Below are 24,588 nucleotides of genomic sequence, written 5' to 3'. Positions count from 1 at the left end.
TAAAATATAAACGTTTAGCGATCATAACCGATCGTCAACTCAATTAAAATGACAGATAGAAGAGAATTTATTAAAACAACAGCTATGGCCACTGCCGGAGTAACTATGGCTGCCGGAATGCCCATGGCCATGAATTCGTGCGCAGGCGCAAACGAAAAACTGGTGTGTGGTGTAATAGGCGTAAACGGAATGGGATTTGCCGATCTGAAAGCATTTTTAGGTCGGAAGAATACCGAATGTGCCGCACTGTGCGACGTGGATGAAAATGTATTAAACAAACGCATTGCCGACGTCGAGAAAATTCAGGGAACAAAACCTAAAGGCTTTAAGGATTTCAGGAAAATGCTGGAAGAGCCCGGAATTGATGTGATCATTATTGGAACACCCGATCACTGGCACACCATTCCTTTTGTTTATGCAGCACAAGAAGGCAAACACATTTATTGCGAGAAGCCGCTGGGTAACACCATCGAAGAAATAAATATTATGGAGCGCGCACAGCAGCGTTATGGAAATATTGTACAGGTAGGTCAGTGGCAACGCAGCGACAAACACTGGCTCGATGCAGTGGATTTTGTGTATTCGGGCAAACTCGGTCAAATACGTGCCGTTCGTACCTGGTCGTACCAGGGTTGGATGAAGTCGATTCCTGTAAAACCTGATGGACCTGTTCCCGAAGGAGTGGATTACGATTTTTGGTTGGGGCCGGCAAAAGCCAGACCTTTTAATCCCAATCGTTTTCACTTTAATTTTCGCTGGTTTTGGGATTATGCCGGCGGCCTGATGACCGACTGGGGCGTGCACATCATCGATTTTGGATTGTTTGGGATGAAGGCCAAAGCGCCTAAATCAGTGATGTCGATGGGTGGGAAATACGGTTACCCTGACGATGCTGCGGAAACGCCGGATACCATGCAGGCTTTGTTTGAATTTGATAATTATACAATGCTCTGGGACCACGCCACCGGAATTGACGGAGGATACTATGGCAGAAGTCACGGTGTTGGCTTTGTGGGCAATAACGGAACCTTGGTTGTGGATAGAGCTGGCTGGGAGGTCATTCCTGAAGGTGGTAACAATCCTAAAATGGATCGGGTTGAATTAAAGACCGGCGACGGACAGGGACTTAACAACCACATGGAAAACTTTGTGGATTGTATAAGGGACGGAAATACAAATACCAACTGCCATATTGGTATTGCTGCCAATACAGCCCGTGTGGCTCATCTTGGAAACATTGCGGTTAAAACCGGCGAACGTTTGTACTGGGATTCCGATAACAGTCGATTTATCGATAATGATAAAGCAAATGCTTTGCTTGTTCCAAGCTACCGTGCACCCTGGGAATTACCCAAAGTGTAGTTCACTTAAGGTTCAAAATATTGAAAGCAAGTTCGATCAAGAACCTGCTTTTTTGTTGAAATATTACAATCGAGAATATCTACTATTTAAATAGTAAAAATGCTTTTTACACTTATGAATAAAACCTTCAGTTTTTCTTATAAAATTGAAAACAAAGTAAAGTAATTTTTGAAGTTTCGGGTGAAAACTTAGACATTATTATATTTAACTACTAGTATTTATTATTCAGAATATGAATTAAATATAGCTACTATATAAATAGTATTGTTTTAGGTTTAACTTTCTGGATGAATCCTAAAATGAAACTTAACCAGCCACACTGTAAAGTGGTAAATTAAATTCAAATCGAGTTCCCTGATTCAGCTTGCTATACACATTGATGGTGGACTTATGCAGATCCAGAATTTTTTTCACGATTGCCAGTCCAAGTCCGGTGCTGTTTGCACCTTTGGTTTTTTTCCCTTTGTAGTAGCGGGTAAAAATATAAGGAAGGTCGTCTTCGGCAATTCCTTTTCCCGTATCGGCAATTTTAACCAGCACGGCTTCTTTTTGCAATTCCAGTTCAATCGTCACCACATCTCCCGGGTTGCAATATTTGATGGCATTGTCCAGAATGTTCTGGAAAACGCGGTCGGTCATTTGAATATCGGCGTAAACCAGCGGTAAACTTTTCGAATAAATGGTATTGATACTGATGTTTTTTTCGCGGGCAATGATCTGGAATTTGTCGGCAACATCCTGCACCAATTCTGCTACCTGAACCGGTTCAGGTTGGATCATTTGCGGATTGGTTTCCAGTTTCGACAGTTCAAAAAGGTCATTCACCAACTTGCTAAGGTTCACCGAATTCTGAAGAATGATCTCGAGGTATTTTATGCGCTCGGCTTCCGAAAGGTCTTTTTCTTTCAATAAAATGGTTTCGGCAAAACCCTGGATGGAAGCGACAGGACTTCTCAAATCGTGCGAAACGTTGGCGATCAGTTCTTTTCGCAATTCTTCCACGCTTTTTAACTGAATAATATTTTGTTGGATGGTTTCGGCCATGCTGTTAAATGTATCGGCAACATTCGCAAGTTCACCACCAGTTTTCATATTGATTCTGACGGAATGATCGCCACCCTTAAATCGCTGAAAGGCCGTAATGATCTTGTTCAGGTTTCGCGTGATCACATAAATGGCCAACAAACCTAATATTGAGGTAAGTAAAACTGCAATCAAAATGGTGCGTACCCCAATTTTCAGGATAAAACTGTTTTCGAGTGCCGCCATGGTTGATGTGTACTGATTACTGGCCAGAATGATGTACATGTAACCTTTCATTTGTTCATCTTCAACTATCTCGGCTGCTGAGAATATTTTTGGAGAGTCTGGATTTCTGGGATCATCTCCTTTAATGGCCTTATCGTTGCTTCGGTTAAGGAACCTTTTAATGGGCTCAAGCGTAACGGATTCGGTTTTAACATCCTGTTCAGGCACCACAAATTTCAGGATTTTTCCGGCGGGATCGAGCAGGTACACTTCTATGCTGGGGTGCACCGCCATCATGGAATGCATCAGAACCGAAATGGCCTCTTCATTCACCTGGCCGTCAATGAAGATTGGCGACACCTCTTTTATGGCACCGGCTGCAATTTCTCCGTTTATTTTTTGCTGTGCCTCGTCGTTGTAATCAGCTGAAAATATTACAGATATGTAAATGAAAATGATGGTAAGAACCACCGTGAATGCCAGGAATATTCCCGACACTTTCCAGTATAAACTGCTGAATATCTTATTCTTTCTCATAATTCGTCATTGAATTTATAACCTACTCCCCAGCTTGTTAAAATGTATTTGGGGTGATTGATGTCCGGTTCAATCTTCGAGCGCAACCGATTGATGTGTGAATTTACCGTGTGCTCGTAACCATTAAAATTATAGCCCCACACCTTGCTTAAAAGGTCGTTACGACTGTAAACTCTTCCCGGTTTTTGCGCCAAAAGGGCCAACAATTCAAATTCTTTCGGCGTAAGATCGAGTTTGTTGTTCTTCAGTGTAACTTTCCGTTTTACCATATCAATGTTCAGATCTTCGATCACTACCTGATCTCCGTTGTTGCTATCATCTTCTGTGCTTAATGAATTCAGCCTGCGTAGGATGGCTTTAACGCGGGCAATAAATTCGCGTACACTAAACGGTTTAGTAAGGTAATCGTCAGCGCCGGTTTCCAGTCCTAGCACTTTATCAATTTCCTCCGATTTGGCGGTTAACATCAAAATGTGCGTTTTCACTTTGTCGGCCCTCAGCAAACGACACACTTCCAGTCCGTCCATTCCGGGCAACATCAGGTCCAGAATGATCAAGCTGTAAACACCGCTACTTGCTTTTTGGTAGCCGTCGCGACCGTCTTCCGATACGTCAACATCCAGATTCAGGTCTTTCAGGTGGATGCTCACCAACTCTCTTATGTGTGGATCATCTTCGATCAACAAAACCTTATCCATTGAATATGAATTAATTATTATACAACAGTAACAACAAAGTATCACAAAAAGGTCACGAAGTGATTATTTTTCTGTAAAACAGGATTTATCTGCCGGAGGAAATCAAACAGAATATTTAGAAGAAATTGAAAGTAATGATCATAATTTTTAGCTAAAATCGGTGGAAAGTCGTTAATTTTATAAAACAATTAAACAGAAAATTGCAAAACCATGAATTCCCGAATTTTAATATTTTTCCTTGCGGCTCTTCTATTTTCATGTCAGAGAAAAGAAAGAGATACAATGCCGCTTCCCGAACATCCGCGCCCCAATTTTGAACGTTCTGTTTGGCAGAATTTGAATGGGATCTGGAATTTTATGCCCGATTCGGCCAATGTTGGTTTAAAGGAAAACTGGCAAACTGCTCCCGAAAGTTTCACCGACGAAATACTAGTTCCCTTTTCATGGGCGAGTTCAGCCAGCGGAATGCGCATGCCCGGCATAGATTATGGCTGGTATTCAAGAAAATTTAGTTTGAAAGATCCGGAGAAGTGGCAGGGAAAAGATATTTTCCTGAATTTTTGCGCCAGCGACTTTCATACCACAGTTTGGATAAACGGACAAAAAGTCGGCGATCATAAAGGAGGATATACGCCATTCGACTTTAACATTTCCAACTATTTGAGGGAGGGCGAAAATGAACTGGTGGTTCGGGTTGAAGATGAGGAGTTGGATAACCGCCCGTCGGGGAAACAATACTATGGAAATGCGAAAGGAATATGGCAAACGGTATATCTCGAGGCGCGCACAGAAACACACATCGAAGCCTTGTATTTCACTCCTGATATTGATGCGGAGGAAGTAGGTGTAAAAGTAGTATTGAATAGGGAACTGACGCAAAATACGGAGTTTTTCTTAACAGGTTCCGGTATTAATTTTCAGGCTGATTTGCCGGCCGGAAGCAAGGAAGCAGCATTTACAATTCCGATTGATAACATGAAGTTGTGGGACCTCGATCATCCTTTTTTGTACGAAGTGAAAGTAACATTAATGAATGGAACTCAGATTGATGAAGTAGCGTCATATTTTGGAATGCGGAAAATTTCGGCCATTAAAATTCCCGGTCAGGATTTTACCTATGTGGCTCTGAACAATAAACCCGTTTACCTACGTTTAACGCTCGATCAAAGTTATCATCCTGAAGGATTTTACACTTTCCCATCCGACGCGTTTATGAAGGAGGAAATTCAGCGGGCAAAAGATCTGGGATTGAACGGGATCCGCATTCATATAAAAGCAGAAATGCCACGAAAATTATATTGGGCCGATAAATTGGGATTGCTGGTGCAGGAAGATATTCCGAATTTCTGGGGTGAGCCCGACAGCACGGCAAAGGCAAACTGGCAGCAGGTGGCCAGCGAAGAAATAGCCCGCGATTACAACTCACCCTCCATTTTTTCATGGGTGTTGTTCAACGAAACCTGGGGTTTGTTTAGTAAGAATGAGGATGGCGATCGTGTTTATACTCCGGAAACGCAGGATTGGGTTCGTAGTTGGTATCACAAAGCCAAAGCTTTCGATCCTACGCGTTTGGTAGAAGACAATTCACCCTGTAATTGGGATCATGTGATCACCGACATCAATACCTGGCACCGTTATTCCCCGGCGCGTCACTGGGCAGGTTTTCTTGATAGGATTTGCGAAAATACTTATCCCGGTTCCGGTTTTAATTTTATTGGAGATAATGTTCAGGGGAATCAACCGATGTTTAATTCCGAATGTGGTGCGGTGTGGGGATATTCTGGAAGTACAGGCGATATCGATATTACCTGGGAATACCACATTATGATGAACGAATTCAGAAAACGCCCAAAAATTGCCGGATTTCTGTTTACTGAATTCCACGATGTGATTAACGAATGGAATGGTTATTATCGCTTCGATCGCAGCAAAAAAGAATTTGGGCTCGATAAACTTTGTCCGGGTATGTCGATGAAAGATTTTCACACTGATTTGTATGTGGTTCCGGGAAAGGATTTTTATCAAATTTATAAAGGAGGAGGTTCTGTTGAAATTCCACTGGGAATCGGGGCTGTTAGTTCGGATATTCCTGAGCAGTTAAAAATCAGGTACAAGTTTTATGGCTGGGATGCTTTAGGCGAAAAACGGGAAATTGTAAGCGGAGAAGTGGAGGCAAGTGCACGACCTTTTGAATTCGTAGAACTGGAACCTGTGAAGATCGATTTGCCGGACCTGGCACTGACCGGAATTTTTGCAACAGAGCTTCTTGATAATAATGGAAATGTACTTCAGCACAATTTTGTACCGTTTAAAGTTGAAGGCGAAAAACCCGGGCATGTGATTCTTTTAACAAAAGCTGCGAATGAGTTTAGCGATGCTTTGTGGTCGGTGAAATACATGGCTCGCCAAAACGATGCAAAAGTGTGGGGAATGGGCTCAGGGTTTTTTGAATACATTTTTGAGTTACCGGGAGATCTATCGGCAGAAGAGATAGCATCAATTGAATTGAGGGCTGAATTGGCTTCTCGTTATCCGCAGGAAAAATACCTGGAAGAAGGCGAGGGAGAGCGCATAGGTATGGAGATCGTTTCGGAAAAAGGAACAATTCCGGGATACGGCAAAAATAGTTATCCACAAACCGATCAGAAAATGCACGGATCGTTGGTAAAAATAGTGGCCAACGAACAGAAAATTGCTGAGGTTGAATTGTCCGACGATCCTGCCGATCATCGTGGCATTCTATCGTGGATGAACCAGGAACCCGGATGGGAATGGGGAAGCGATGACCACAGCAAACCTTGGTTACTCGACGAAGCCGGTTCGTATGGGTATGTTGTGGTAGCGAAATTCGACGAACCCCTAAAAGAACAGGTGCTGAATTCGGGTCAGGTTGTTATTCAATTTCATGTTGATGAGCAAACTCAAAACCGCGGTGGACTGTCGGTTTATGGTGCCGATTCGGGGCAATATCCAATGGATGTGAGTCTTATAATACGAAAAAAGGAACAGTATTAAATTGCTTTTTTCTGCACAATATTTTTACGATACTGACCAGGAGTAACTCCTTTGTATTCTTTAAATGCACGTGCAAACGAATTGCCGGTTCCAAAGCCAACTTCTTCGGCAATGTAATCGAGTGTGTACGATTTGTTCTCGGCCGAAGACAACAGTTTTTCGGCTTCACGTACCCGGTAATGATTAACAAATTCGTTGAAGTTCACCCCAAATTCAGCATTTATCAGCCGCGAAATATAGGTGCGGTTCGTTTGAAGTAAATCGCAAAGTATTGTAATCCGTAGATCAGAATGGGTATAAATTTTCTCCGTTTCGAATAGGTTCAGCAATTTCGTTTTTAATTTAACATCCTGGACACCATCAGTAGTCACGATATCACTTTCTTTCTCCTCCGTAGTTTCATCGAGGTTTTCGGTAACCACGTGTTGCTGGTTAGCATGAAATCCGATTAGAAAATAAATGGTGCTAAAAAGCAATGACGGAACAAGTAATGATACCGGTTTATGCGTGAAATAGCTGCGTCCTATCAATGAAAAAACAATACCGGCCATGGAAACAACCAGAATGATAATACTGATATTGCGCACCCAATTCATTTTTTTCCCTTCAGTATTTGAGAAAAATTCGTTGATACGTTTATTATGTTTGTTGGCCATGCGAATTCCTAAAAGCAGGTAAATAAATGCATGGGCGATAAAAATTATTCGGGCCAAGAGAAAAATTGCACCCTTAATTCCTACTACCGAGAATAAATCCAATTCCTTCAAATTCCGTGCTATCAATATTTCTTTAACGTAAATCACACGTTGGTCGGGGCTCATTACAAAGTTTAAAATCAAAGAAACAGAACCAATAATTGCTGCCGGCAGAAAATTCAACAAATACTTTTTGCGGTTGAACTCCTGTGTTGAAAGCACTAAAATATAGGCGAAAAAGAGTGGATACAATGTGAGAAGGCAATACAGGTACAGGCTGTCGACGAATGAATAGAGGTGGTAAAACTGATGAAAGTAAATGGCATGCGAGCAGTATAGGATGGATGCTGTAAGCATAAAATATCCCAATACTTTATTGGCAGGAATTGGTGAATTTCGTTTAAATAAAAATACCAGCGCCCACATTAATGTCACATAAATTGGTAACAATAAGGCTATTGACTTTACCATTATTTTAGAGTTGTTAGCGCCTTAAAATTACAAATTTTACTTTTGGTTGTTTCTGTTGCCGTTGTTTCCGAGCGGTTTTTTAACGTATGTTAGGAATGGACAAGGTAGAAATGTTGGTGGCTTTGTCGGTTGCCTTCTTGAATTGAGCGGCCGTTAATGCCTCAACAGAAACTGAAATGGATGCATTTTTCCCATGTGCACCAAACTGCAAAATTACATTGTAAGTGTCCTCTCCATTCTTTTCTTCGTGGAAAACTGCATTAAAATTTTCGCTTTTAATTCTTGACAAGCCGCTGAATTTAATGGCAAAATAACCTTCGTTGCCCTGGTAGTAGTAAGTTTTCTTTTTGGCATTGTAGCTGGCTTTGCTCAGGGTGCGGTGTTTGGGTTTGTCTTTTATGTATTTACCTTCCTGTTGCGGGAAAAGCACGGAGATCTTATAATTGCCTTCGTCGAGGTACTCGAAACTTACTTTCCCTTTGTCACCCGTAAGTTGATAAGCGATTAACTGCGATCCTTTCTCCAGGTAAATGCCGGTATTCTTGGCCGGTTTCCCACCAAAAAGCAAGATCAGCCCTGCAAGAAGAAAAAATAATAATCGCATGTTAATAAATTTGCTTAAAAAAAATGGCATCCCACTGAGATGCCATTCTTCCATTATCGTTTAAAATGCATCATCCAGCGTTCGGATCGTCAGCACTTCATTTAGCTTGTCTTCCGAAATACCTGTTTTCAGGTTTATAGTAATCTTTTCGTTGGGCAGTAAATCGAAATAATTGTCGGAGAAAAATCCTTCTTCATCGCCAATTTGCAGGTATACGTTCTTGGCCAGTTTATCGGTGCTCAAAGTAATGTCGAAGCCATTATTGCTTTTTGCAATGCTGTGCTCAACCATTGGCGTTTTTATTCTCAGATCTTTGAATGGAAGGAAATAGTAGTAGTTGTTTGAAATTACTTTTCCGTTTTCAACCAGTTCGGTTTTAAATACAGCATCGTTGATTTGGCGTCGGTATTTATAGCGGAATTCCCACTTGTTTACTTCATAGTAATCGTCGCTCGAGTTGGCGGGTATTTCTACCAGCGAAGCTTCTTCCCAAATCACATTTCCATCGAAATCTATAAGGCTAAGGCGCAAGTCTGCATTAATCGGCTCCAGACGGTCGTTAACAATGCCTACCTTAAATTTTAGATCATCTTCGTAAGGGCTGACCAAAACCGTGCTAAATCCTTTTTTAACGTAATACTGGAGCGCTTTCCATTTTTGGTAGTAATCGGTCGAACTCCACGATGCCACCGGCCAAACATCGTTGATTTGCCAGTATAAACTTCCCATGCAAAAAGGCATGGCACGGCGGTGTCCTTCCAGCCCGAATTTAATTCCGTCGGCCTGAAGTACGTGGTTAACATACAGGAAGGACTCAAAATCTTTCGGGTGGTTGTACTCTTTCAACATGTAATATTCGATGGTTTCGTTACCGATCGATGAACGTTGGTGCGATTTCATCACCTCCGAATAAATATCATAATCTTCGGGTTCGGCATATTGGCGAACGGTCGATATATCAGGGAAACTCTGGAATCCGTATTCGCTCATGAAACGCGCCAGGTGAGTGGCATAAGTACTAAAAGGTTCTTTGCCCCACCAAACACCCCAATAGTGTTCGTCGCCATTTATCAGGTCGGCTTGAACGCCAAGTCCCGACGAAGGGCTTGAGCCCCAGTAACTGCGTGAAGGATCGTATTCATCCACCACTTCGGGTAAGGTTTTATGGAAAATATCGACGTAAGCCTGCCAAACTTTTTCGGGTACATCATCGCCTTCTTGTTCTGCCAGTCCTTTCCAGCCCCAGGTGTTCCAGGCCGTAAGAATTTCATTGTTACCACACCACAATGCAATGCTTGGATGATTGCGCAAACGCTTTACATTATCAATGGCTTCGTGTCTGATGTTATCGAGGAACTCGGGATTATTGGGGAACATGGCGCAGGCAAACATAAAGTCCTGCCAAACCAGTATTCCGTTTTCATCGCACAAGTCGTAAAAAATGTCGTTTTCGTATATGCCACCGCCCCAAACACGAAGCATGTTGTTGTTCGAGTTCCTGGCCGTTTCAATCACCGTGCGGTAATTTTCATTGGTAACACGTGGCAGAAACATATCGTTAGGGATGTAGTTGGCTCCCTTCATAAACACCGGATGTCCGTTGAGTTTGAAATAGAACGAAGTGCCTTCGTCATCTTTATCGCGTACCAGTTCCAGCGTTCGAATTCCAATGCGGGTTTCTTCGGTCACTTTTCGCCCTTTTACATCAAGCACACCTGAAAGGTTATATAAATGGGCTTCTCCCAATCCGTTCGTCCACCACAATTGAGGATTGGCGATTTCGAAATCTACCGAATATTTGTTTACTCCGGGAGTAAGATTTACGGCGCTGGTTGCCAGTGTTTCTCCGTCGTTGTCGATTGAAATCGTGGCTTTTGTTTTTTTCACTGCATCTATTTCAAAAACGGCAGTAAATGTTACTTTATCATCCGAAACTTCGTGTTGAACAATCTGCAGGTTTTCGATGTTGGCTTCTTCCCATGCTTTTAGGATCACCGGTTTCCAAACACCGCTGGTTACGAGGCGCGGGCCCCAGTCCCAGCCATAATGATAACCCGCTTTCCGGGTATAAATACTAACTCGTTTGTTGCCCTCAACCTGTCCGCGTTCGGCCTGGTCGTTTTCGGCACCCGGGTAAACAAAACCATTGGCATCGTATTTTTTTAGTCCTTCTTTAATGGGTGAAAGGAATGTTATGTGAAGTTCGTTTTCTCCTGCTTTTAGCTTTTCTTTTACATCCACTTTCCATTCGCGGAACATGTTGTCGGACGACAGGATTGATACTCCATTTAATATTACATCGGCATAAGTGTCGAGGCCCTTAAAATCAAGGATTACGCGATCTTTATTTAAAAGTGATTTGTCTACTATGAATATAGTTTTATATTCCCAGTCTACCTTGTCGATCCATTGCTGATCCAGTTCATTCAGCCGATAAAAGGGATCTTCAATTTTACCGTTGGCCAGCAGATCGGTGTGAACGGTACCGGGTACGGTTGCAGGCATCCAATCCTCCTTGTCGGATTGTTTGAATGTCCAGTTCTCGTTTAATTTTATTTGTGTCATCAGGTTTGGGTCCTTGGGGCTTTGGTTACAGGCCGAAAAGAGGAGCATACCAATCAGGGCCATAAATGTAGTTCTCAACATCGAGTTCATGATTACTTTAAATTTAAGCGCGGATAAAGTTGAGAAATTCAACAGGATTTACCTAAAAATCCTGCTAAATTATGATACACAAAACATGCCGGCTGTTACAAAACAGTGGCATGTGTGCTGTTTTTCAACAAGAATTAACTGTCCTTTTTATTTGTGGTAGATATACTAAAAGGAACATAAAGCGGACAGAATTTAAACAAACCGGTGGCCAACGGAACAATACCGATCAGTCCCCACCAACTGTCGAAGATTACACCAAGAATGGCTATGATCAAACCTACAATTATTCGAAGCAAACGATCTACGGAACCTACATTGTATTTCATACTCTTAGAATTGTTTTATGTTATTAACTCTTGATTTCGTTTAAAGTTCATCAGCAAAAATGTCGCAGGCCGTTTTTACGAAAGCCGGGCACTTTTTATGAAAAACATCTTCTGCTGTTGCTCCTGCATGTCCTTCGGGTGTTGAAATATCGTAGCCTGTTAGCTCTTTGCAGATCAGTGATTGGTGTGCTGCCTTAAATTTTTCGTTGAACAGCTGTATTTTTTGTTTGGTTGCGGCTTTGGCTTCGGGATCGGCAGTGTCGTGTCCGTATTTTAATCCAATAACCATGTACGAACCTGTAACTGCTCCGCAAGTTTCGGCACAGGCCATGCCGCCACCAAAACCACTGGCTATGCGCAGGGCAGTTTTTTTATCAATTCCAAGTTCTTCTGCATGCAAACTGACAACGGTTTGTGCACAGTTGTATTGAGCCGGAAAATGATCGTCGACCAATATACTTTTGCTGTTCATTTTTCTTTTAAAGTTACCAATTTTAGCATAAAAAACCCGGCTATCAGATGATAAACCGGGCTCAATTAATTATTTTACGACATCTTGTTCATTTTCTGAAAGTAACGCGAATAAGCCGATCGAACTGACTCGCCAGAATAAAAATCACAATGATTTCGAAAACCAAAAGCACAATTCTTGAGTTGTTGCTACCTAAGAATTCAAACTCGAAAGAGGCAAACAAAGTTGTGGCAATCAATCCCAGCGCCAGTCCAACCAGAAAAAAGAACCACGACCAGCGAATGTTTTTCCATACCGATTTTTCGCTGGCTTGCTTTTCATGAATTGCATCAATTACATTTTCTTCAAAATCCGGAAGTTTGATCTCCAGTTTCGAATGCTGCATCCATTCTTTTAACTCTTTTTCTTCCATTTTAAATCAATGTTTTAGCTTCACCTTTTAACTTTTTTGTCAATTGCTTTTCCATGTTTTTTCGTGCCCTGTGCAGCGTAACTTTTACTTTCGATTCCGACCATCCCGTTATTTCGCAAATTTCGGCAATACTGTTCTCATTTAAATAAAACAGACGAAGAACCAGTGATTCGCCGGCAGCTAACCTGGTCAGGATTTCGTTAATGTGATATTCCCGCTCAAGTTCTTTCATTTGATCGATGGCCGATGGTTCGCTTACCGGATGTATGTGGTGCGAGTTGTCCAGATCCATACTTTGCTCCCCTTTTTTTCGGATCACCTTGATCGACTCATTAACAACAATGCGGTAAAACCAGGTGCTGAATTTTGAATTTCCTTTAAATTTTTTCAGGTTTTGAAAAGTTTTCATAAAGGCCTCCTGCACCACATCGGTGGCCACAAACTCGTTCTTTACCACCGACATCGACAAGGTAAACGCCATGTCCTTGTACTGACTGACAAAATACCTGAAAGCCTCAGTATCACCGTCTAATACCTTTTTAATATAAAGGTCGTCCATTAATTGCTATTTGTTTTTTGGCCGGTCTACAAGATAAGCTACAATTATGGAAATAGCAGTAAAAAGAAAAATAACTCCAAAAATTAATGGCTCTTCCTGTATTTCGCGTTTATCCAAACCAAACTCAACGGCACCAAATGCAATGAGCCATCCTAGCGCAAATCCGGTAAAAATGATTCCCAGTTTTAGCCAGGGGAAATAAAAACGGATTTCGCGCTTAGGCCGGACATAAATTTGCGATACGTCTTTATCGCGTTCAATCAAAGCCATTCGTTCCTTGTTTCTGGCTTTTAAGTAAAAGTACCAGCCTAAAAAGATTGCGGCAAAGAAAGCCGTCCACACAATCGTTAACATTACATCTTCCATATCGATTTATTTTTTAAAATTTCTCCTTTGATAGGGTAGACCAAAAAAAGGTTACAAATATTTTAGCAGAAAGCTATAAGTTCTGAGCTACGCCCCACGGGCATCAAGAATCCAGTATCAAATATCAAGTATCCAGAATCGAGCATCAGTAAAAAATAAACCCGATCTATCAGTCAGTTGACGGACAAACCGGGTTGTATCTATTCTATTTCGGTTGATCGCAGTTTTAGCTGCTTCAGTGGTGTTTATTCACCACGAACGGCAGCAACACCTGGAAGTGTTTTTCCTTCGAGGTATTCGAGCAGTGCACCACCGGCAGTTGAAATGTATGAAACCCCGGGAGCGATGCCAAACTGATTAACAGCTGCTACTGAGTCGCCACCACCTACCAGCGAGAAGGCACCTTTTTTAGTGGCTTCAACAATGGCTGCACCAATTGCTTTGGTTCCTTCGGCAAAAGTTGGCATTTCGAAAACACCAACAGGTCCGTTCCAAAGAATAGTACCCGAGTTCTCAATTACCTCCTTCATTTTGGTAATACTTTCAGGACCGGCGTCCAAACCTTGCCATCCGTCTTCGATTTCATTGGCCGCACAAATTTTTGTGTTGGCGTCGTTGCTGAAGTCGTCGGCAGCCAGTACATCGGTTGCAATGATCAGGTTAACACCCTTTTCTTTGGCCACTTTTTCAATATTTTTAGCTGTTTCAAGGTAATCGTCTTCGCAAATTGAGCTACCCACTTTACCGCCGTTGGCTTTAACAAAAGTGTAAGTCATTCCACCGCCTAAAATCAGGTTATCCACCTTGCTCAGGAGGTTTTCAATAATCGTGATCTTCGAGCTTACTTTGGCTCCACCCATAATGGCAGTCAGCGGGCGTTTTGGTTCTTTTACAACTTTATCAAGGCTTTCTACTTCACTTTCGATCAGGTAACCAAACATTTTATCGTTCGGGAAAAATTTAGCGATAACAGCGGTTGAGGCGTGTGCACGGTGAGCCGTACCAAAAGCATCGTTCACCCAACAGTCGCCGTTTTCGGCCAGTTTCTTAGCAAACTCTTCATCGCCGGCAGTTTCTTCTTTGTAAAAACGAAGGTTTTCAAGAATCAACACTTCGCCGGGTTTAATGTCGTCGGCCATGGCTTTTACTTCGTCGCCAATGCAATCAGGAGCAATTTTTACGGTTGCTCCACCCAGCAATTCCGACAAGTGGTTTACCAATGGTTTCAGCGAGAATTTTTCTTCCGGACCATTTTTCGGACGTCCAAGGTGCGACATGATGATCGGCGAACCTCCGCCTTCTATAATTTTTTTAATGGTTGGAAGCGCGGCGCGCATGCGGGTATCATCGGTAATCTCGAAATTTTCGTTCAAAGGCACGTTAAAGTCAACACGGATAAGTGCTTTTTTGCCCTTAAAATCGTAGCTGCTAATTGTTTGCATGTTATTGTATTTTTTAGATTATCAGAAAATCATTCAAAGATAAGAATTAATGCAACGCCATAACAGGGCTCTTTTCAGGGCTTCATGAATTTAATGTTAGGGTAAAGTAGCATTGGATGGTTGAGGATTCGAATATCAGAAGGATTGAATTGTTGAACTGCTAAATTGTTGAAAACAGCCGTGAGCTGTGAGATACAAGCTGCGAGCTTTTCGTCCTCCATGTTTTAGTAGCAGTGGTTCATAACGACAGATTACTTCGCTTCGCGCGTAATTGTGAGGGAGTTTGCGACCGAAGCAATCTCTCAGAGTGACTAGTGCCTAATGCCCACTACCCTGCTCTTATTCATCAGGTGACTCCCAGTTTCAACACATAGTCATCAGATGAATGGTAAATGACCAGTGCCCAATGCACAATCTCCCTCAACAAAACAGATTTATCCATCCTTCCTCTTTCGGAACGACATAAAGTGCTATTTTTGGCTTTATGTTTTTCAAAGATGTAGTCGGACAAGCCGATATAAAGAAGCGCCTCATTCGCTCGGTGCAGGAACAACGTATCAGTCATGCGCAATTGTTTGCCGGACAGCCCGGAACAGGAAAACTGGCTATGGCACTGGCTTATGCACAGTATGTTTCGTGCCGTAATCGCAGCGAAGAAGATTCGTGTGGCGAATGTCCGTCGTGCCACAAGTATAAGAAACTGGCGCACCCCGACCTGCATTTTGTTTTTCCGGTGTTCAACGCTAAACATCTGAAAAATCCGGTAAGCGACGATTTCCTGCCGCAATGGCGCGAAAGAGTGCTCGAATCTCCGTATTTCGAACTCAGCGACTGGCTCAGTCACATCGATGCGGGCAATGCCCAGGGATTGATTTACGAACGCGAAAGCGAGACTATCTTACGAAAACTCAACCTAAAATCTTTTGAGTCGGAATTTAAGGTGATGATCATTTGGTTGCCCGAGAAAATGCACCTCGCTTGTTCGAATAAACTCCTTAAAATGATTGAGGAACCGCCAAGTAAAACACTATTTATACTGATCAGCGAAAACGAAGAAGGCGTGATCGGGACGATCCGTTCTCGGGCGCAACTGGTAAAATTCCCGTTTATCGACAATGCTTCGCTGAGTGCTGCTTTGGCTAAAATTGAAAGTATCGATCCCGAAATTATTCCTGACGCAGTGCATTTGGCAAACGGAAGTTACAACAGGGCAATGGAATACATTACTCCCGGCGACGATGAGCAGTTTTATTTTCAAAAATTCCAGGAAATGATGCGTTATGCCTATGCCCGGCAGGTACGCGAATTAATCGATTGGGCCGATGAAATGGCAAAAATCGGGCGCGATAAACAAAAAGCTTATTTTGCAGCGGCACTTCGACTGGTTCGCGAATATTTCATCTCGAACATGAAACGCAGCGAACTGGTGTACATGAACCGCGACGAAAAAGAATGGGGCAAAAAATTCGCTCCTTTTATTAACGAACGCAACATTGTGCCTTTTGCCAACGAGTTCGAGCTGGGCATCAAACACATCAGTATGAACGGTAATCCGCGAATTGTGTTTTTGGATACTGCACTAAGAATGGTAAGGTTGATTAAACGATAAAATGTTATTTTTAAACGGTTAGGAATTTTAAAATACAACTACGTTGATGGTCGCGCCAAAGGTGCTAAAGCAACAACACAGGGCACCGCCCTGTGTATATGAATGAACTAACTCATCGCTCTGAAAGAGCGAAAGCATTCAATCCCAAACATATCTTTCATCGTACTCAATCTTATACTTTTTTAAAAAGGCGCGAAATTCATCTTCAAATGTCTTCGCATTATGGTGTTCGGCTTGTTTAAGTATATATTCTTTGACAATATCGATCTCTGATGGATTAACAGAGAAAATACCGTAACCATTTTGCCAGTAAAAATTATGGTATTTATTATCAACGGTTTTAATCCATTTCGATGATTCCTTTTTTAACTTTTCGAGCAGAGTTGACTGTGTTGTACCCCGGGCCAGCGTACATAGTATATGCACATAATTTTTAAATCCTCCTACCTGGACCGGAGAACAATCAAGCCCTTTACAAATACCACCGAGATAATTAAAAAGACGTTGTTCAATTGCGGAATCGATGAGGTTCTGTCGGTTTTTGGTGCTGAATGTAATGTGGGTGTAAACTTTCGATAGTGATTGAGGCATAACTGTGTTTTTATGTGGTTATTCTTTTGCCCCTTCAGGGCGATGATCAATTCTACTTTTCTTTCACAGGGCGTTGCCCTTTGCTAATGCTTTTAGCCCCTTGGGCTATTTCTTACAATGATAGCCTCAATTTAGCAATTATTTTTGATGTGTGTTTTATGTACAAAAAAGTTGCGTTTGCAAGTCTTTGTTAGCAGGTATTTTAAAATCCAACTGCTAAAAAAAATCACCAACGGTGCGTAAGCAACAACACAGGGCACCGCCCTGTGTTTCTGGCAAAGTTCACTCATCGCTCTGAAAGAGCGAAAGCTAAAAAAGGTACTGATTACTAACCAGCATCAACGAGGGATTAGTTTTTTCTGCTTCTTAATACTCCTATCATTTGTCCAACGCCTATACCAAAATAGCTTCTATGTTTATTTAGCTGTACCATAGGCGAAATGCTTAACCCGTAAATAGTGGTAAAAGGAAATTCTAATTTCGGATTTATTATTAAGCTAAATGTATTTTGCCTTTCGTAATTCCAGGTATAATTCTCAGCTACAAATCCTGACTCTATTTTTTGCCAGTTTTCGGGTTCGTTTAGTACCGTGTAACCTAATCCGATTGACAAATTAACCCTTATCGTTCTACTTTCATTAAGGCTGTATATTTTCCCCAAAGCAAGTTGGTAATTTTCCATTTTATCGTGGGGATTGGTTGCTTCAAAAAGCAATGCATTGGCCAAACCTGAGGAATAGTCATCGGGTTGAGATTTTGGTTTTCTCGTATTGTAGATGTATCCAATTTTTACAGAATACTTTTCTTTGTATACATAGTTCAGATTAAAGTCGAGTCCAACATAGTTGCCTATATTCAACCCGTCGGAGTAGTATATAGCATGATCTTTTGAAAATTGAGCTTTAACAGTGTTAAAACTAAAAATCAATAGTACTATGAGTATTAAGCTTTTATTCATCAGTAATTATTGCGTCGCTTGAAAGTTCAGGGTTTACATCAAAATTAATGATTATACATCAAGTTTTAACTTTAAACCCAGGCCTATATAAACCCGTTCTAAACTGAAAATGGGATTTAAGCGAAGCTCCGGTTCAAATACTAATTTCTCCGATAGTTTAAGGTCTTTTCCCAACTTAAACATGACGCCTAAATTATAATCTGGATCAATATCATAGTCATCAATTTCTACTTCATCTGGGGATGATTTATCTTTCCACCCCAGAAAAACCTCAAAAGTTGGCCCGGCAGAAACATTTACAATTCGCGATGAGAATTTATAGAGGACGGGGATTGACAAATGGCTTTCGCGAATATCAGCATCAAAGTAATGGCCAGCCATACTAAAAGACAGAGATTGGATGTAAGTCCGGTAATAAGCCCCGGCTTCTATTCCACTATGTTTGCCAAAAGTTCTTGCGATATTAAGTCCAACTCCCGGACGTAAATGATCTCTGTCAGCAACTTCATTCACAAAGTCAATCCCTAAATAGGTTTTATTTTGGGCACTAATTGTACTTACTGATGTGAATAAAATAATAATGAGACCTACGATTCTAAAATGGTGATTTTTTAGGTTTTTCATGCTAATTGGGTTTTATGTTTTGTTCAATTGCTTTGCAATTACTATGCCATTATGATAAATTTAAAACCACGCTTCCGCAAGTACCTTACGCGTGGTTTTATTTTTTTATTAGCCTATTGTTAGCCACGCGATACAATCGCGCGGCATTTCTATTCATCGGCGAGTGCAGCCTCTATTACTAGCTCAAAATTTAAGTCAAAATTCATTGGTGCATTTCGGGTGGTTCCTTCTACGGTAACTGTAATTTGTTTTTCCTCCATCAATACATCTCCAAAAGCGGCATATCCGAATCCCAAATCCGGATTGGATGTTGAAGTAAAGTAAAGTGAATCAGGCGTATTAATGCCCACTGTACTTTCCCCTATTGAAATTGACAGATAATTTACCGTATCTCCTTCAGCAAAACCAGCTATTTTGGCCGAAGACCCTCTACTGAAGATATTTAAAATATCATCTAGTTGGTCTTTCAGGTCATCATTATCGCTAAGATAATAAGTTTCCGAAGCTGTAAATGCATAATCCGTTCTCCCCGACTCGTGCTCTGTTGCCGATGCTTCGCTTACTTCAATTGGTACCGTAAGCGGAAGACTGGTTTCAATTACAACGGGGTCGTCATTATCACACGAAAAAAGGAAAAGACTAAAGATTAAAAGTAAAATGGAATTCTGTTTCATGATTAAAATGTTTAAAGTTTTCGAAGACAATTATATGAACATTCGTATTAATAAAATATTGGATTTAGGTCAATTAACAATTTTTGATTCTACTTAACTTAATTAGTGTTAATTAATACAATGGTATTAATTCAAAGCCGTACCATGTACAATCGAACGGTGAGGGGAGCCGATTACAAATCGGCACCAGCGTGGGTATAAAAGACCTGCGATTAAGTACTGAAGTTTGTTTAAGTTATTCATGTTTTTGTATTTAAATTGAAGAACAACATAACTGGTCTTCTGTTAACAATTGATCTGTAAATTATTTATAGGCAAACCTAATAGTGATTAATCCAACTACCAAGCCATTTTAAGTTGTATAAAGGTTTTTTGGCAAGGGTGTTTTTGTTAAACACCAATATGCCAGTTAAATAACAAAATTGAAATAGAGCCTGCATAAAGGTTTTTTTTTACGAATGGATTTGGTTTAAGCTGAAGCCGTATGCGATTTTTGAAGCTACTGTAGTAGAAATTCGCGGATATTCCCGAATTGTTTTATCGCCAGTTTTTTTCGTATCGAACTTTTTTTGGCCTGAACGGTGCTTACGCTGTAGTTTAAAATAATAGCAATTTCGGTATTGCTAAAATCGACAAATATTAAACAGCAAACACGAAACTCGGAATCGTCAAGTTGCGGAAACCTGTTTTTTAGTTGCGCTAAAAATCCATTGCTTGTAGTATTTAGTGCATCGTAAATAATATTCCAGTCCAGTTCTTTTTGTCCGTAAACCACATCGTTAAATTTGCGCAGCAAGTTCTTTCCTGTTCGTTTTTCATCTTCTTTCAGATAGCCCTCCAGCAAGGCTGCTTTCTTTAAAATATCGAAATGCCGGATTAACACATTGCGGTACGAATTTTCTTTTTCGTTAAAACTCCGCGCCATTTCCTGCATCCGATAAATCTTTCGTTCGGCATCCTTTAGTTTTCGTTCTTTCAGCACCGATCGTCGTAACACAAGAAGAATAAGTAGTGCCAACACCAAAAGCAGGGTTAACGACAGCAACAAAATGCGTTGTTTGTCGATTAAAAGTTGCTTGTTCTGGTTTTCAATCAGTTGGAAATTGTATTTTGCTTCAATGTCGAGTACTGCACCACTTTTATTATCACTAATAATTTCTATAATATGGTCATTATAGAGTTTGTATTTATCAAGAGCCTCTTTGTAGTTTCCCCGGTTTTCTTCTATTGTGGACCACCTACTATAAATACTTGCCGCAGTATAATTATCTGGCTCCTTGGGTAAATAGTTTACTGCTTTTTGTAAATAAACAATAGCCGAATCGTTTTTTCCTTCTTGTTGGTAAATACTAGCAAAGTTAATAGCTAATTTTGCGCTATAAATAGAATCAGGAGAGGACTTTAGAGCTCTATTTAAATGTGTTTTTGATAGATCCCAGTTTTCTATTTCACGGTAGGCAACTCCCATGCTCATATTGATTGAAGCTTGTAGGTTTTCATATCCATATTTGTCCGTTAGTTTTAGTCCTGTATTGTAAAAATATAAAGCACTATCCACTTTCTCTTCGACCAGATAACAGTTTCCAAGCATGTTACACACGCTAATTTCATTCTTATAATTTTCTGCTTTATGAAAATAATCTTTAGCTTGTTTATAGTAAGGAATTGCTTTTTCTTTAAAAAATTGGTTTTTATAAATATATGCGATAGCACTTTGATTCAAACCTTTTAGATTAAAGTTATCGCTTTGTTCCAAAAACTGATTGGTATCGAAAAACTGTTCTAATGCTTTTTCATAATTCTTTTGCTCCTCGAATACTCTACCGGAATAGTAGGTTGCCAGTGCCGCTTTTTCAATGTTGTTTTTATCGGCATAATAATCGCGAATTTTAAAAACCAACGAATCGGCGGTAATATCCTGGTCGCTTTTGTATTTGGCCTGTATTTGCACCAGGAAATAGTGGTAATACAACGATTTTCGCAGCGATTGCGGATTGGCAATTTCGTTAAGTAGTACTAAGGCACTGTCGGGCTGAGTTTCTAACAAGGCTTCGGCACGTTCAAGAATCGGCTCTACCTTTTGCGCCTGAAACCGACAGGAAACACCAAGAAACAGAAAACCGGTAACTATTAAAATTAATGCTAGTCCTTTAGTCATGTGATTAAGGTTTTGCTCCAAATATAGAAAACACTTGGTTTTTGAGACAACAAAATTCGAATTTCCCGTTTTCTTTTTTTATATTATAATCCAAAATTGTGCAAAAATACACTTCGTAAATGTAAAATGGCAATGTGTGCGATAATTTGTTTTGAGTCTGTTTAATTTCCACACTTGTTAGATTGAGTCTAAAAAATGACACTTTCCCCGTTAAATTCCTATTATTCATTATTTTTGTCAGTTCAGGAGTACCCTGGATAGAACAAAATCAATAACTTCGAACAACTATGCCGGAAGTTAATACCATTGAAAGAGGAATCTGTAAATCGAACAAAACCTGTTGTGGAAAGCTGGAAGTAACCGACTGGCTGGCCGATATAAAATCGGCTGTTCCGCAGGACGATCTGGTCGAGATCAGGTTTAAAAATACGCGCAAAGATTATTTTAAAAACGTCAACAATTTGAGCTTGAAAGTTGGCGATCTGGTAGCTGTTGAAGGAAATCCGGGGCACGATATCGGGATTGTTTCGCTGATGGGCGAGCTGGTGCACGAGCAAATGAACCGTCACCGGGTTACTTTGAACAACAACGGCGAATACCGCAAAATTTACCGCCATGCCAAACCGGTAGATCTCGACAAATGGAAGGAAGCCATCTCGCTCGAGCATCAAACCATGATCCGGTCGCGGCAGATTGTAAAGGACCTGCAACTGGACATGAAAATTGGCGATGTGGAATACCAGGGCGATAAAACAAAGGCCATTTTCTATTACATTGCCGACGGGCGTGTCGATTTCCGTCAGTTGATAAAAGTGCTGGCCGAAAACTTCCGCATCCGTATCGAGATGAAACAGATCGGTGCGCGTCAGGAAGCAGGACGGATCGGAGGAATTGGTCCGTGTGGCCGGGAGTTGTGTTGCTCCACCTGGATGGCCAATTTTGTATCGGTAAGTACCAGTGCGGCACGTTGCCAGGAAATTTCGCTCAACCCTCAGAAACTGGCCGGGCAGTGCGGAAAACTAAAATGTTGCCTCAACTTCGAAGTGGATTCCTACCTTGATGCGCAAAGAGATTTTCCACCTACTAATATTCCGCTCGAGACAGAAAATGCCAGCTATTCGTACCTGAAAGCCGATATTTTTTCAGGAACCTATTGGTACGCTCAGCATGGAAATGGTCCTAGTAACCTTGTTCCGGTTCATGTTAAACGCGTGAAAGAAGTGCAGCGTTTGAACCGAAGAGGCAAAAAACCTGAAAAGCTGGTGGTAGAAAAATACGATACCGGGGTTAAAGAAGTGGATACTTTTCATAATGTGGTGGGGCAGGAAGATCTGACTCGTTTTGATCGGCCACAGCGGAATAAGCGCAAGAAAAGCCGAAATAAAAAACGGCATCCCAACCCCAATCAGCGGCAGGGACAAAATCGTTCTTCGGGTAACCGAAATCAAAGATCGCGCTCCAATAACCGAAATTCAGATAACAGATAGTTCAGCAACCATGAAAAAATTTCTGCAGTTAGCAATGTTGATCATCGTTGTGGGATTTACGCTGTCGTGCAGCCCAAACCTGGTTTTTGAGCAATACAAAACCATCGAGGATAAAAGCTGGAATAAAGATTCGACAATGGTATTTACTGTTCCTGTCAGCGATACCACTGCTAATCACAACTTTTACATCAACGTTCGTAACGACATTAAATACCAATACAGTAACCTGTGGTTGTTTATAACCATTGTACAACCCGACGGTGAAAGTATGGAAGACAAGTTTGAAATTGCCCTGGCCGATCCATCCGGGAAGTGGCTGGGCGAAGGACTGGGGGGACTAAAAACAAGAGAAGCCATTTACCGGCGAAATGTATTTTTCCCCATGTCGGGCGATTATAAAATAAAAATTCAGCAAGGGATGCGCAAGGATATCCTGAAAGGCATCAGCGATGTTGGAATCAGAATTGAAAGAGTAGAATAAAGTGGGCAAGGGAAAGCTGGAGAAATTCAACGAAATGAAGGGCTTCGATCATGTGATCCAGGCGCCTTATCATTCCATCGAAAAGGACGATTTTCATTTAAAAAATAAGTGGGTACAGGAGTTTTTCAAAAACGCCAATCCGCTGATATTGGAGCTGGGCTGCGGCAAAGGTGAATACACAGTGGAGCTTGCCGCAAAAAATCCGGATGTCAATTACATTGGTGTGGATATTAAAGGAGCACGTTTGTGGAAAGGTGCTAAACTGGCTTTGCAACGCGGCCTGAAAAATGTGGCGTTTCTACGCACTAACATCGAAATTATCGGGCAGTTTTTTGGCGAGAACGAAGTCAGCGAGATCTGGTTGACTTTTCCCGATCCGCAAATGAAAAAGACCCGTAAGCGACTCACTTCAACCGTTTTTTTGAACAAATACCGAAACTTTCTAAAGCCCGACGGTCTGATCCACCTGAAATGCGACAGTAATTTTCAATACACCTATACCCGGGCTTTGGCGCTTTTAAATCAGTTTGAAATTGTAGCCGATACCGATAATGTTTACGATTGGGAGCATTTAAACGACACACTCCGCATCCGCACGTTTTACGAAAAGCAATGGCTGGATCGCGGAATCACCATCAAATACATTGCCTTCAAACTCCATGATGGCGAGTATCAGGAGCCGAATATCGAAATCGAAAAAGATGAGTACCGCAGTTTTGGGCGAAGTGCACGAGAGTAAAGAGTACGGTATAAAATTCGAATATTCCTATATTCTAACATTCAAATAATCCAGAAGTGTCTGATTTCTTCAACAGAGTCTACGAAGTAGTAAAACAAATCCCGCAGGGGCGAGTAACATCCTATGGTGTCATTGCTAAATACCTGGGAACCGGTGGTTCGGCACGTATGGTAGGCTGGGCCATGAATGCCAGCCATTCACACCCCGATTTTATTCCGGCACATCGTGTGGTTAACCGCAACGGAATGCTTACGGGCAAACATCATTTCGACAGTCCCAACATTATGCAGGAGTTGCTTGAGGCCGAAGGACTGCAAATCGAGGAAGATAAAATTCTGAATTTCAGGGAAAGATTTTGGGATCCGGCGAAGGAGCTCGATTTGTGAAAAATGCATCCTGAAATCG

General features: G+C 41.3%; 23 protein-coding genes. 7 read left to right on the top strand and 16 right to left on the bottom strand.

From position 1 onward, the window contains the following. Positions 1-48 precede the first annotated feature (48 nt). On the top strand, positions 49-1,362 hold the full coding sequence (locus WFY05_RS05820; protein WP_340111797.1) for a Gfo/Idh/MocA family protein: 1,314 nt from the start codon (positions 49-51) through the stop codon (positions 1,360-1,362). Between the two features lie 306 nt (positions 1,363-1,668). Here WFY05_RS05820 and WFY05_RS05815 read toward each other — a convergent pair whose 3' ends face one another. Both WFY05_RS05815 and WFY05_RS05810 read right to left on the bottom strand, forming a co-directional pair. Beyond that, positions 1,669-3,147 (bottom strand): sensor histidine kinase, encoded by a 1,479-nt coding sequence (locus WFY05_RS05815; protein WP_340111796.1) that lies wholly within the window; start codon positions 3,145-3,147, stop codon positions 1,669-1,671. Further along, positions 3,144-3,845: a response regulator transcription factor gene (locus WFY05_RS05810; protein ID WP_340111795.1), complete on the bottom strand. Its 702-nt coding sequence runs from the start codon at positions 3,843-3,845 to the stop codon at positions 3,144-3,146. Before WFY05_RS05810 ends, WFY05_RS05815 begins: the two co-directional genes overlap by 4 nt. A 282-nt stretch (positions 3,846-4,127) precedes the next feature. On the opposite strand from WFY05_RS05810, the gene WFY05_RS05805 reads away from it, so the two are divergent. After that, positions 4,128-6,860 (top strand): glycoside hydrolase family 2 protein, encoded by a 2,733-nt coding sequence (locus WFY05_RS05805; protein ID WP_340111794.1) that lies wholly within the window; start codon positions 4,128-4,130, stop codon positions 6,858-6,860. Here WFY05_RS05805 and WFY05_RS05800 read toward each other — a convergent pair. The 9 genes from WFY05_RS05800 to WFY05_RS05760 all read right to left on the bottom strand — a co-directional run bounded on the left by WFY05_RS05800 (position 6,857) and on the right by WFY05_RS05760 (position 14,862). Then, the gene (locus tag WFY05_RS05800; protein ID WP_340111793.1) at positions 6,857-8,026 is read right to left on the bottom strand and encodes a helix-turn-helix domain-containing protein; all 1,170 of its coding nucleotides are present in this window, start codon (positions 8,024-8,026) and stop codon (positions 6,857-6,859) included. The two genes, WFY05_RS05805 and WFY05_RS05800, sit on opposite strands and share 4 nt — an antisense overlap. A gap of 79 nt (positions 8,027-8,105) precedes the next feature. After that, positions 8,106-8,630: a hypothetical protein gene (locus tag WFY05_RS05795; protein ID WP_340111791.1), complete on the bottom strand. Its 525-nt coding sequence runs from the start codon at positions 8,628-8,630 to the stop codon at positions 8,106-8,108. A 60-nt stretch (positions 8,631-8,690) separates the two neighbouring features. After that, positions 8,691-11,285, bottom strand: a complete 2,595-nt coding sequence (locus tag WFY05_RS05790; protein ID WP_340111790.1) for a beta-mannosidase — start codon at positions 11,283-11,285, stop codon at positions 8,691-8,693. Positions 11,286-11,419: 134 nt separating this feature from the next. Further along, positions 11,420-11,611 (bottom strand): YgaP family membrane protein, encoded by a 192-nt coding sequence (locus WFY05_RS05785; protein WP_340111789.1) that lies wholly within the window; start codon positions 11,609-11,611, stop codon positions 11,420-11,422. 40 nt (positions 11,612-11,651) lie between these two features. Further along, positions 11,652-12,083 carry a C-GCAxxG-C-C family protein gene (locus tag WFY05_RS05780; protein ID WP_340111788.1) on the bottom strand — a complete coding sequence of 144 codons (432 nt, stop codon included), beginning with the start codon at positions 12,081-12,083 and terminating at the stop codon, positions 11,652-11,654. 88 nt (positions 12,084-12,171) lie between these two features. After that, positions 12,172-12,495, bottom strand: a complete 324-nt coding sequence (locus WFY05_RS05775) for a hypothetical protein (protein WP_340111787.1) — start codon at positions 12,493-12,495, stop codon at positions 12,172-12,174. A 1-nt stretch (position 12,496) separates the two neighbouring features. Next, positions 12,497-13,054 (bottom strand): RNA polymerase sigma factor, encoded by a 558-nt coding sequence (locus WFY05_RS05770; protein WP_340111786.1) that lies wholly within the window; start codon positions 13,052-13,054, stop codon positions 12,497-12,499. A 6-nt stretch (positions 13,055-13,060) separates the two neighbouring features. Continuing rightward, a complete protein-coding gene (locus WFY05_RS05765; RefSeq protein ID WP_340111785.1) occupies positions 13,061-13,420 on the bottom strand; it encodes a DUF6249 domain-containing protein in 360 nt (119 codons plus the stop codon). A 245-nt stretch (positions 13,421-13,665) separates the two neighbouring features. Beyond that, positions 13,666-14,862, bottom strand: a complete 1,197-nt coding sequence (locus tag WFY05_RS05760) for a phosphoglycerate kinase (RefSeq protein WP_340111784.1) — start codon at positions 14,860-14,862, stop codon at positions 13,666-13,668. Positions 14,863-15,346: 484 nt separating this feature from the next. Here WFY05_RS05760 and WFY05_RS05755 point away from each other — a divergent pair, with 484 nt between their 5' ends. After that, complete coding sequence (locus tag WFY05_RS05755; RefSeq protein WP_340111783.1) at positions 15,347-16,471, top strand: DNA polymerase III subunit; 1,125 nt, start codon at positions 15,347-15,349, stop codon at positions 16,469-16,471. A gap of 138 nt (positions 16,472-16,609) precedes the next feature. On the opposite strand, the gene WFY05_RS05750 is transcribed toward WFY05_RS05755, so the two are convergent. From WFY05_RS05750 to WFY05_RS05730, 5 genes are all read right to left on the bottom strand, one after another. Then, on the bottom strand, positions 16,610-17,062 hold the full coding sequence (locus WFY05_RS05750) for a transposase (protein ID WP_340111782.1): 453 nt from the start codon (positions 17,060-17,062) through the stop codon (positions 16,610-16,612). A 349-nt stretch (positions 17,063-17,411) separates the two neighbouring features. Then, the gene (locus tag WFY05_RS05745; RefSeq protein ID WP_340111781.1) at positions 17,412-18,020 is read right to left on the bottom strand and encodes a hypothetical protein; all 609 of its coding nucleotides are present in this window, start codon (positions 18,018-18,020) and stop codon (positions 17,412-17,414) included. Between the two features lie 51 nt (positions 18,021-18,071). Then, entirely contained in the window at positions 18,072-18,644 is a 573-nt protein-coding gene (locus tag WFY05_RS05740; RefSeq protein WP_340111780.1) for a hypothetical protein, read from the bottom strand. Between the two features lie 149 nt (positions 18,645-18,793). Next, a complete protein-coding gene (locus WFY05_RS05735; RefSeq protein WP_340111779.1) occupies positions 18,794-19,318 on the bottom strand; it encodes a hypothetical protein in 525 nt (174 codons plus the stop codon). A gap of 499 nt (positions 19,319-19,817) precedes the next feature. Next, on the bottom strand, positions 19,818-21,476 hold the full coding sequence (locus WFY05_RS05730; protein WP_340111778.1) for a tetratricopeptide repeat protein: 1,659 nt from the start codon (positions 21,474-21,476) through the stop codon (positions 19,818-19,820). 287 nt (positions 21,477-21,763) lie between these two features. On the opposite strand from WFY05_RS05730, the gene WFY05_RS05725 reads away from it, so the two are divergent. From WFY05_RS05725 to WFY05_RS05710, 4 genes are read left to right on the top strand one after another with little or no spacing between them, the layout of a single operon-like run. Beyond that, a complete protein-coding gene (locus WFY05_RS05725) occupies positions 21,764-22,963 on the top strand; it encodes a PSP1 domain-containing protein (protein ID WP_340111777.1) in 1,200 nt (399 codons plus the stop codon). Positions 22,964-22,973: 10 nt separating this feature from the next. Continuing rightward, positions 22,974-23,444, top strand: coding sequence for a gliding motility lipoprotein GldH (locus WFY05_RS05720; RefSeq protein WP_340111776.1), 471 nt, complete (start codon positions 22,974-22,976; stop codon positions 23,442-23,444). Position 23,445: 1 nt separating this feature from the next. Next, positions 23,446-24,183 carry a tRNA (guanosine(46)-N7)-methyltransferase TrmB gene (gene trmB, locus WFY05_RS05715; RefSeq protein WP_340111775.1) on the top strand — a complete coding sequence of 246 codons (738 nt, stop codon included), beginning with the start codon at positions 23,446-23,448 and terminating at the stop codon, positions 24,181-24,183. Positions 24,184-24,239: 56 nt separating this feature from the next. Further along, on the top strand, positions 24,240-24,569 hold the full coding sequence (locus WFY05_RS05710; RefSeq protein WP_340111774.1) for an MGMT family protein: 330 nt from the start codon (positions 24,240-24,242) through the stop codon (positions 24,567-24,569). Positions 24,570-24,588 lie beyond the last annotated feature (19 nt).

The organism is Maribellus mangrovi (assembly GCF_037646455.1).
In the GTDB taxonomy this organism is placed as follows: domain Bacteria; phylum Bacteroidota; class Bacteroidia; order Bacteroidales; family Prolixibacteraceae; genus Draconibacterium; species Draconibacterium mangrovi_A.
The sequence above is the reverse complement of the archived record's forward strand: the minus strand, read 5'-3'. Positions and strand labels throughout refer to the sequence as shown.

What these genes read in the sequence shown, in the direction of transcription:
- WFY05_RS05820 (WP_340111797.1), top strand. Translation starts at nt 49, where the DNA reads ATGACAGATAGAAGAGAATTTATTAAAACAACAGCTATGGCCACTGCC.
- WFY05_RS05815 (WP_340111796.1), bottom strand. Translation starts at nt 3,147, where the DNA reads ATGAGAAAGAATAAGATATTCAGCAGTTTATACTGGAAAGTGTCGGGA.
- WFY05_RS05810 (WP_340111795.1), bottom strand. Translation starts at nt 3,845, where the DNA reads ATGGATAAGGTTTTGTTGATCGAAGATGATCCACACATAAGAGAGTTG.
- WFY05_RS05805 (WP_340111794.1), top strand. Translation starts at nt 4,128, where the DNA reads ATGCCGCTTCCCGAACATCCGCGCCCCAATTTTGAACGTTCTGTTTGG.
- WFY05_RS05800 (WP_340111793.1), bottom strand. Translation starts at nt 8,026, where the DNA reads ATGGTAAAGTCAATAGCCTTATTGTTACCAATTTATGTGACATTAATG.
- WFY05_RS05795 (WP_340111791.1), bottom strand. Translation starts at nt 8,630, where the DNA reads ATGCGATTATTATTTTTTCTTCTTGCAGGGCTGATCTTGCTTTTTGGT.
- WFY05_RS05790 (WP_340111790.1), bottom strand. Translation starts at nt 11,285, where the DNA reads ATGAACTCGATGTTGAGAACTACATTTATGGCCCTGATTGGTATGCTC.
- WFY05_RS05785 (WP_340111789.1), bottom strand. Translation starts at nt 11,611, where the DNA reads ATGAAATACAATGTAGGTTCCGTAGATCGTTTGCTTCGAATAATTGTA.
- WFY05_RS05780 (WP_340111788.1), bottom strand. Translation starts at nt 12,083, where the DNA reads ATGAACAGCAAAAGTATATTGGTCGACGATCATTTTCCGGCTCAATAC.
- WFY05_RS05775 (WP_340111787.1), bottom strand. Translation starts at nt 12,495, where the DNA reads ATGGAAGAAAAAGAGTTAAAAGAATGGATGCAGCATTCGAAACTGGAG.
- WFY05_RS05770 (WP_340111786.1), bottom strand. Translation starts at nt 13,054, where the DNA reads ATGGACGACCTTTATATTAAAAAGGTATTAGACGGTGATACTGAGGCT.
- WFY05_RS05765 (WP_340111785.1), bottom strand. Translation starts at nt 13,420, where the DNA reads ATGGAAGATGTAATGTTAACGATTGTGTGGACGGCTTTCTTTGCCGCA.
- WFY05_RS05760 (WP_340111784.1), bottom strand. Translation starts at nt 14,862, where the DNA reads ATGCAAACAATTAGCAGCTACGATTTTAAGGGCAAAAAAGCACTTATC.
- WFY05_RS05755 (WP_340111783.1), top strand. Translation starts at nt 15,347, where the DNA reads ATGTTTTTCAAAGATGTAGTCGGACAAGCCGATATAAAGAAGCGCCTC.
- WFY05_RS05750 (WP_340111782.1), bottom strand. Translation starts at nt 17,062, where the DNA reads ATGCCTCAATCACTATCGAAAGTTTACACCCACATTACATTCAGCACC.
- WFY05_RS05745 (WP_340111781.1), bottom strand. Translation starts at nt 18,020, where the DNA reads ATGAATAAAAGCTTAATACTCATAGTACTATTGATTTTTAGTTTTAAC.
- WFY05_RS05740 (WP_340111780.1), bottom strand. Translation starts at nt 18,644, where the DNA reads ATGAAAAACCTAAAAAATCACCATTTTAGAATCGTAGGTCTCATTATT.
- WFY05_RS05735 (WP_340111779.1), bottom strand. Translation starts at nt 19,318, where the DNA reads ATGAAACAGAATTCCATTTTACTTTTAATCTTTAGTCTTTTCCTTTTT.
- WFY05_RS05730 (WP_340111778.1), bottom strand. Translation starts at nt 21,476, where the DNA reads ATGACTAAAGGACTAGCATTAATTTTAATAGTTACCGGTTTTCTGTTT.
- WFY05_RS05725 (WP_340111777.1), top strand. Translation starts at nt 21,764, where the DNA reads ATGCCGGAAGTTAATACCATTGAAAGAGGAATCTGTAAATCGAACAAA.
- WFY05_RS05720 (WP_340111776.1), top strand. Translation starts at nt 22,974, where the DNA reads ATGAAAAAATTTCTGCAGTTAGCAATGTTGATCATCGTTGTGGGATTT.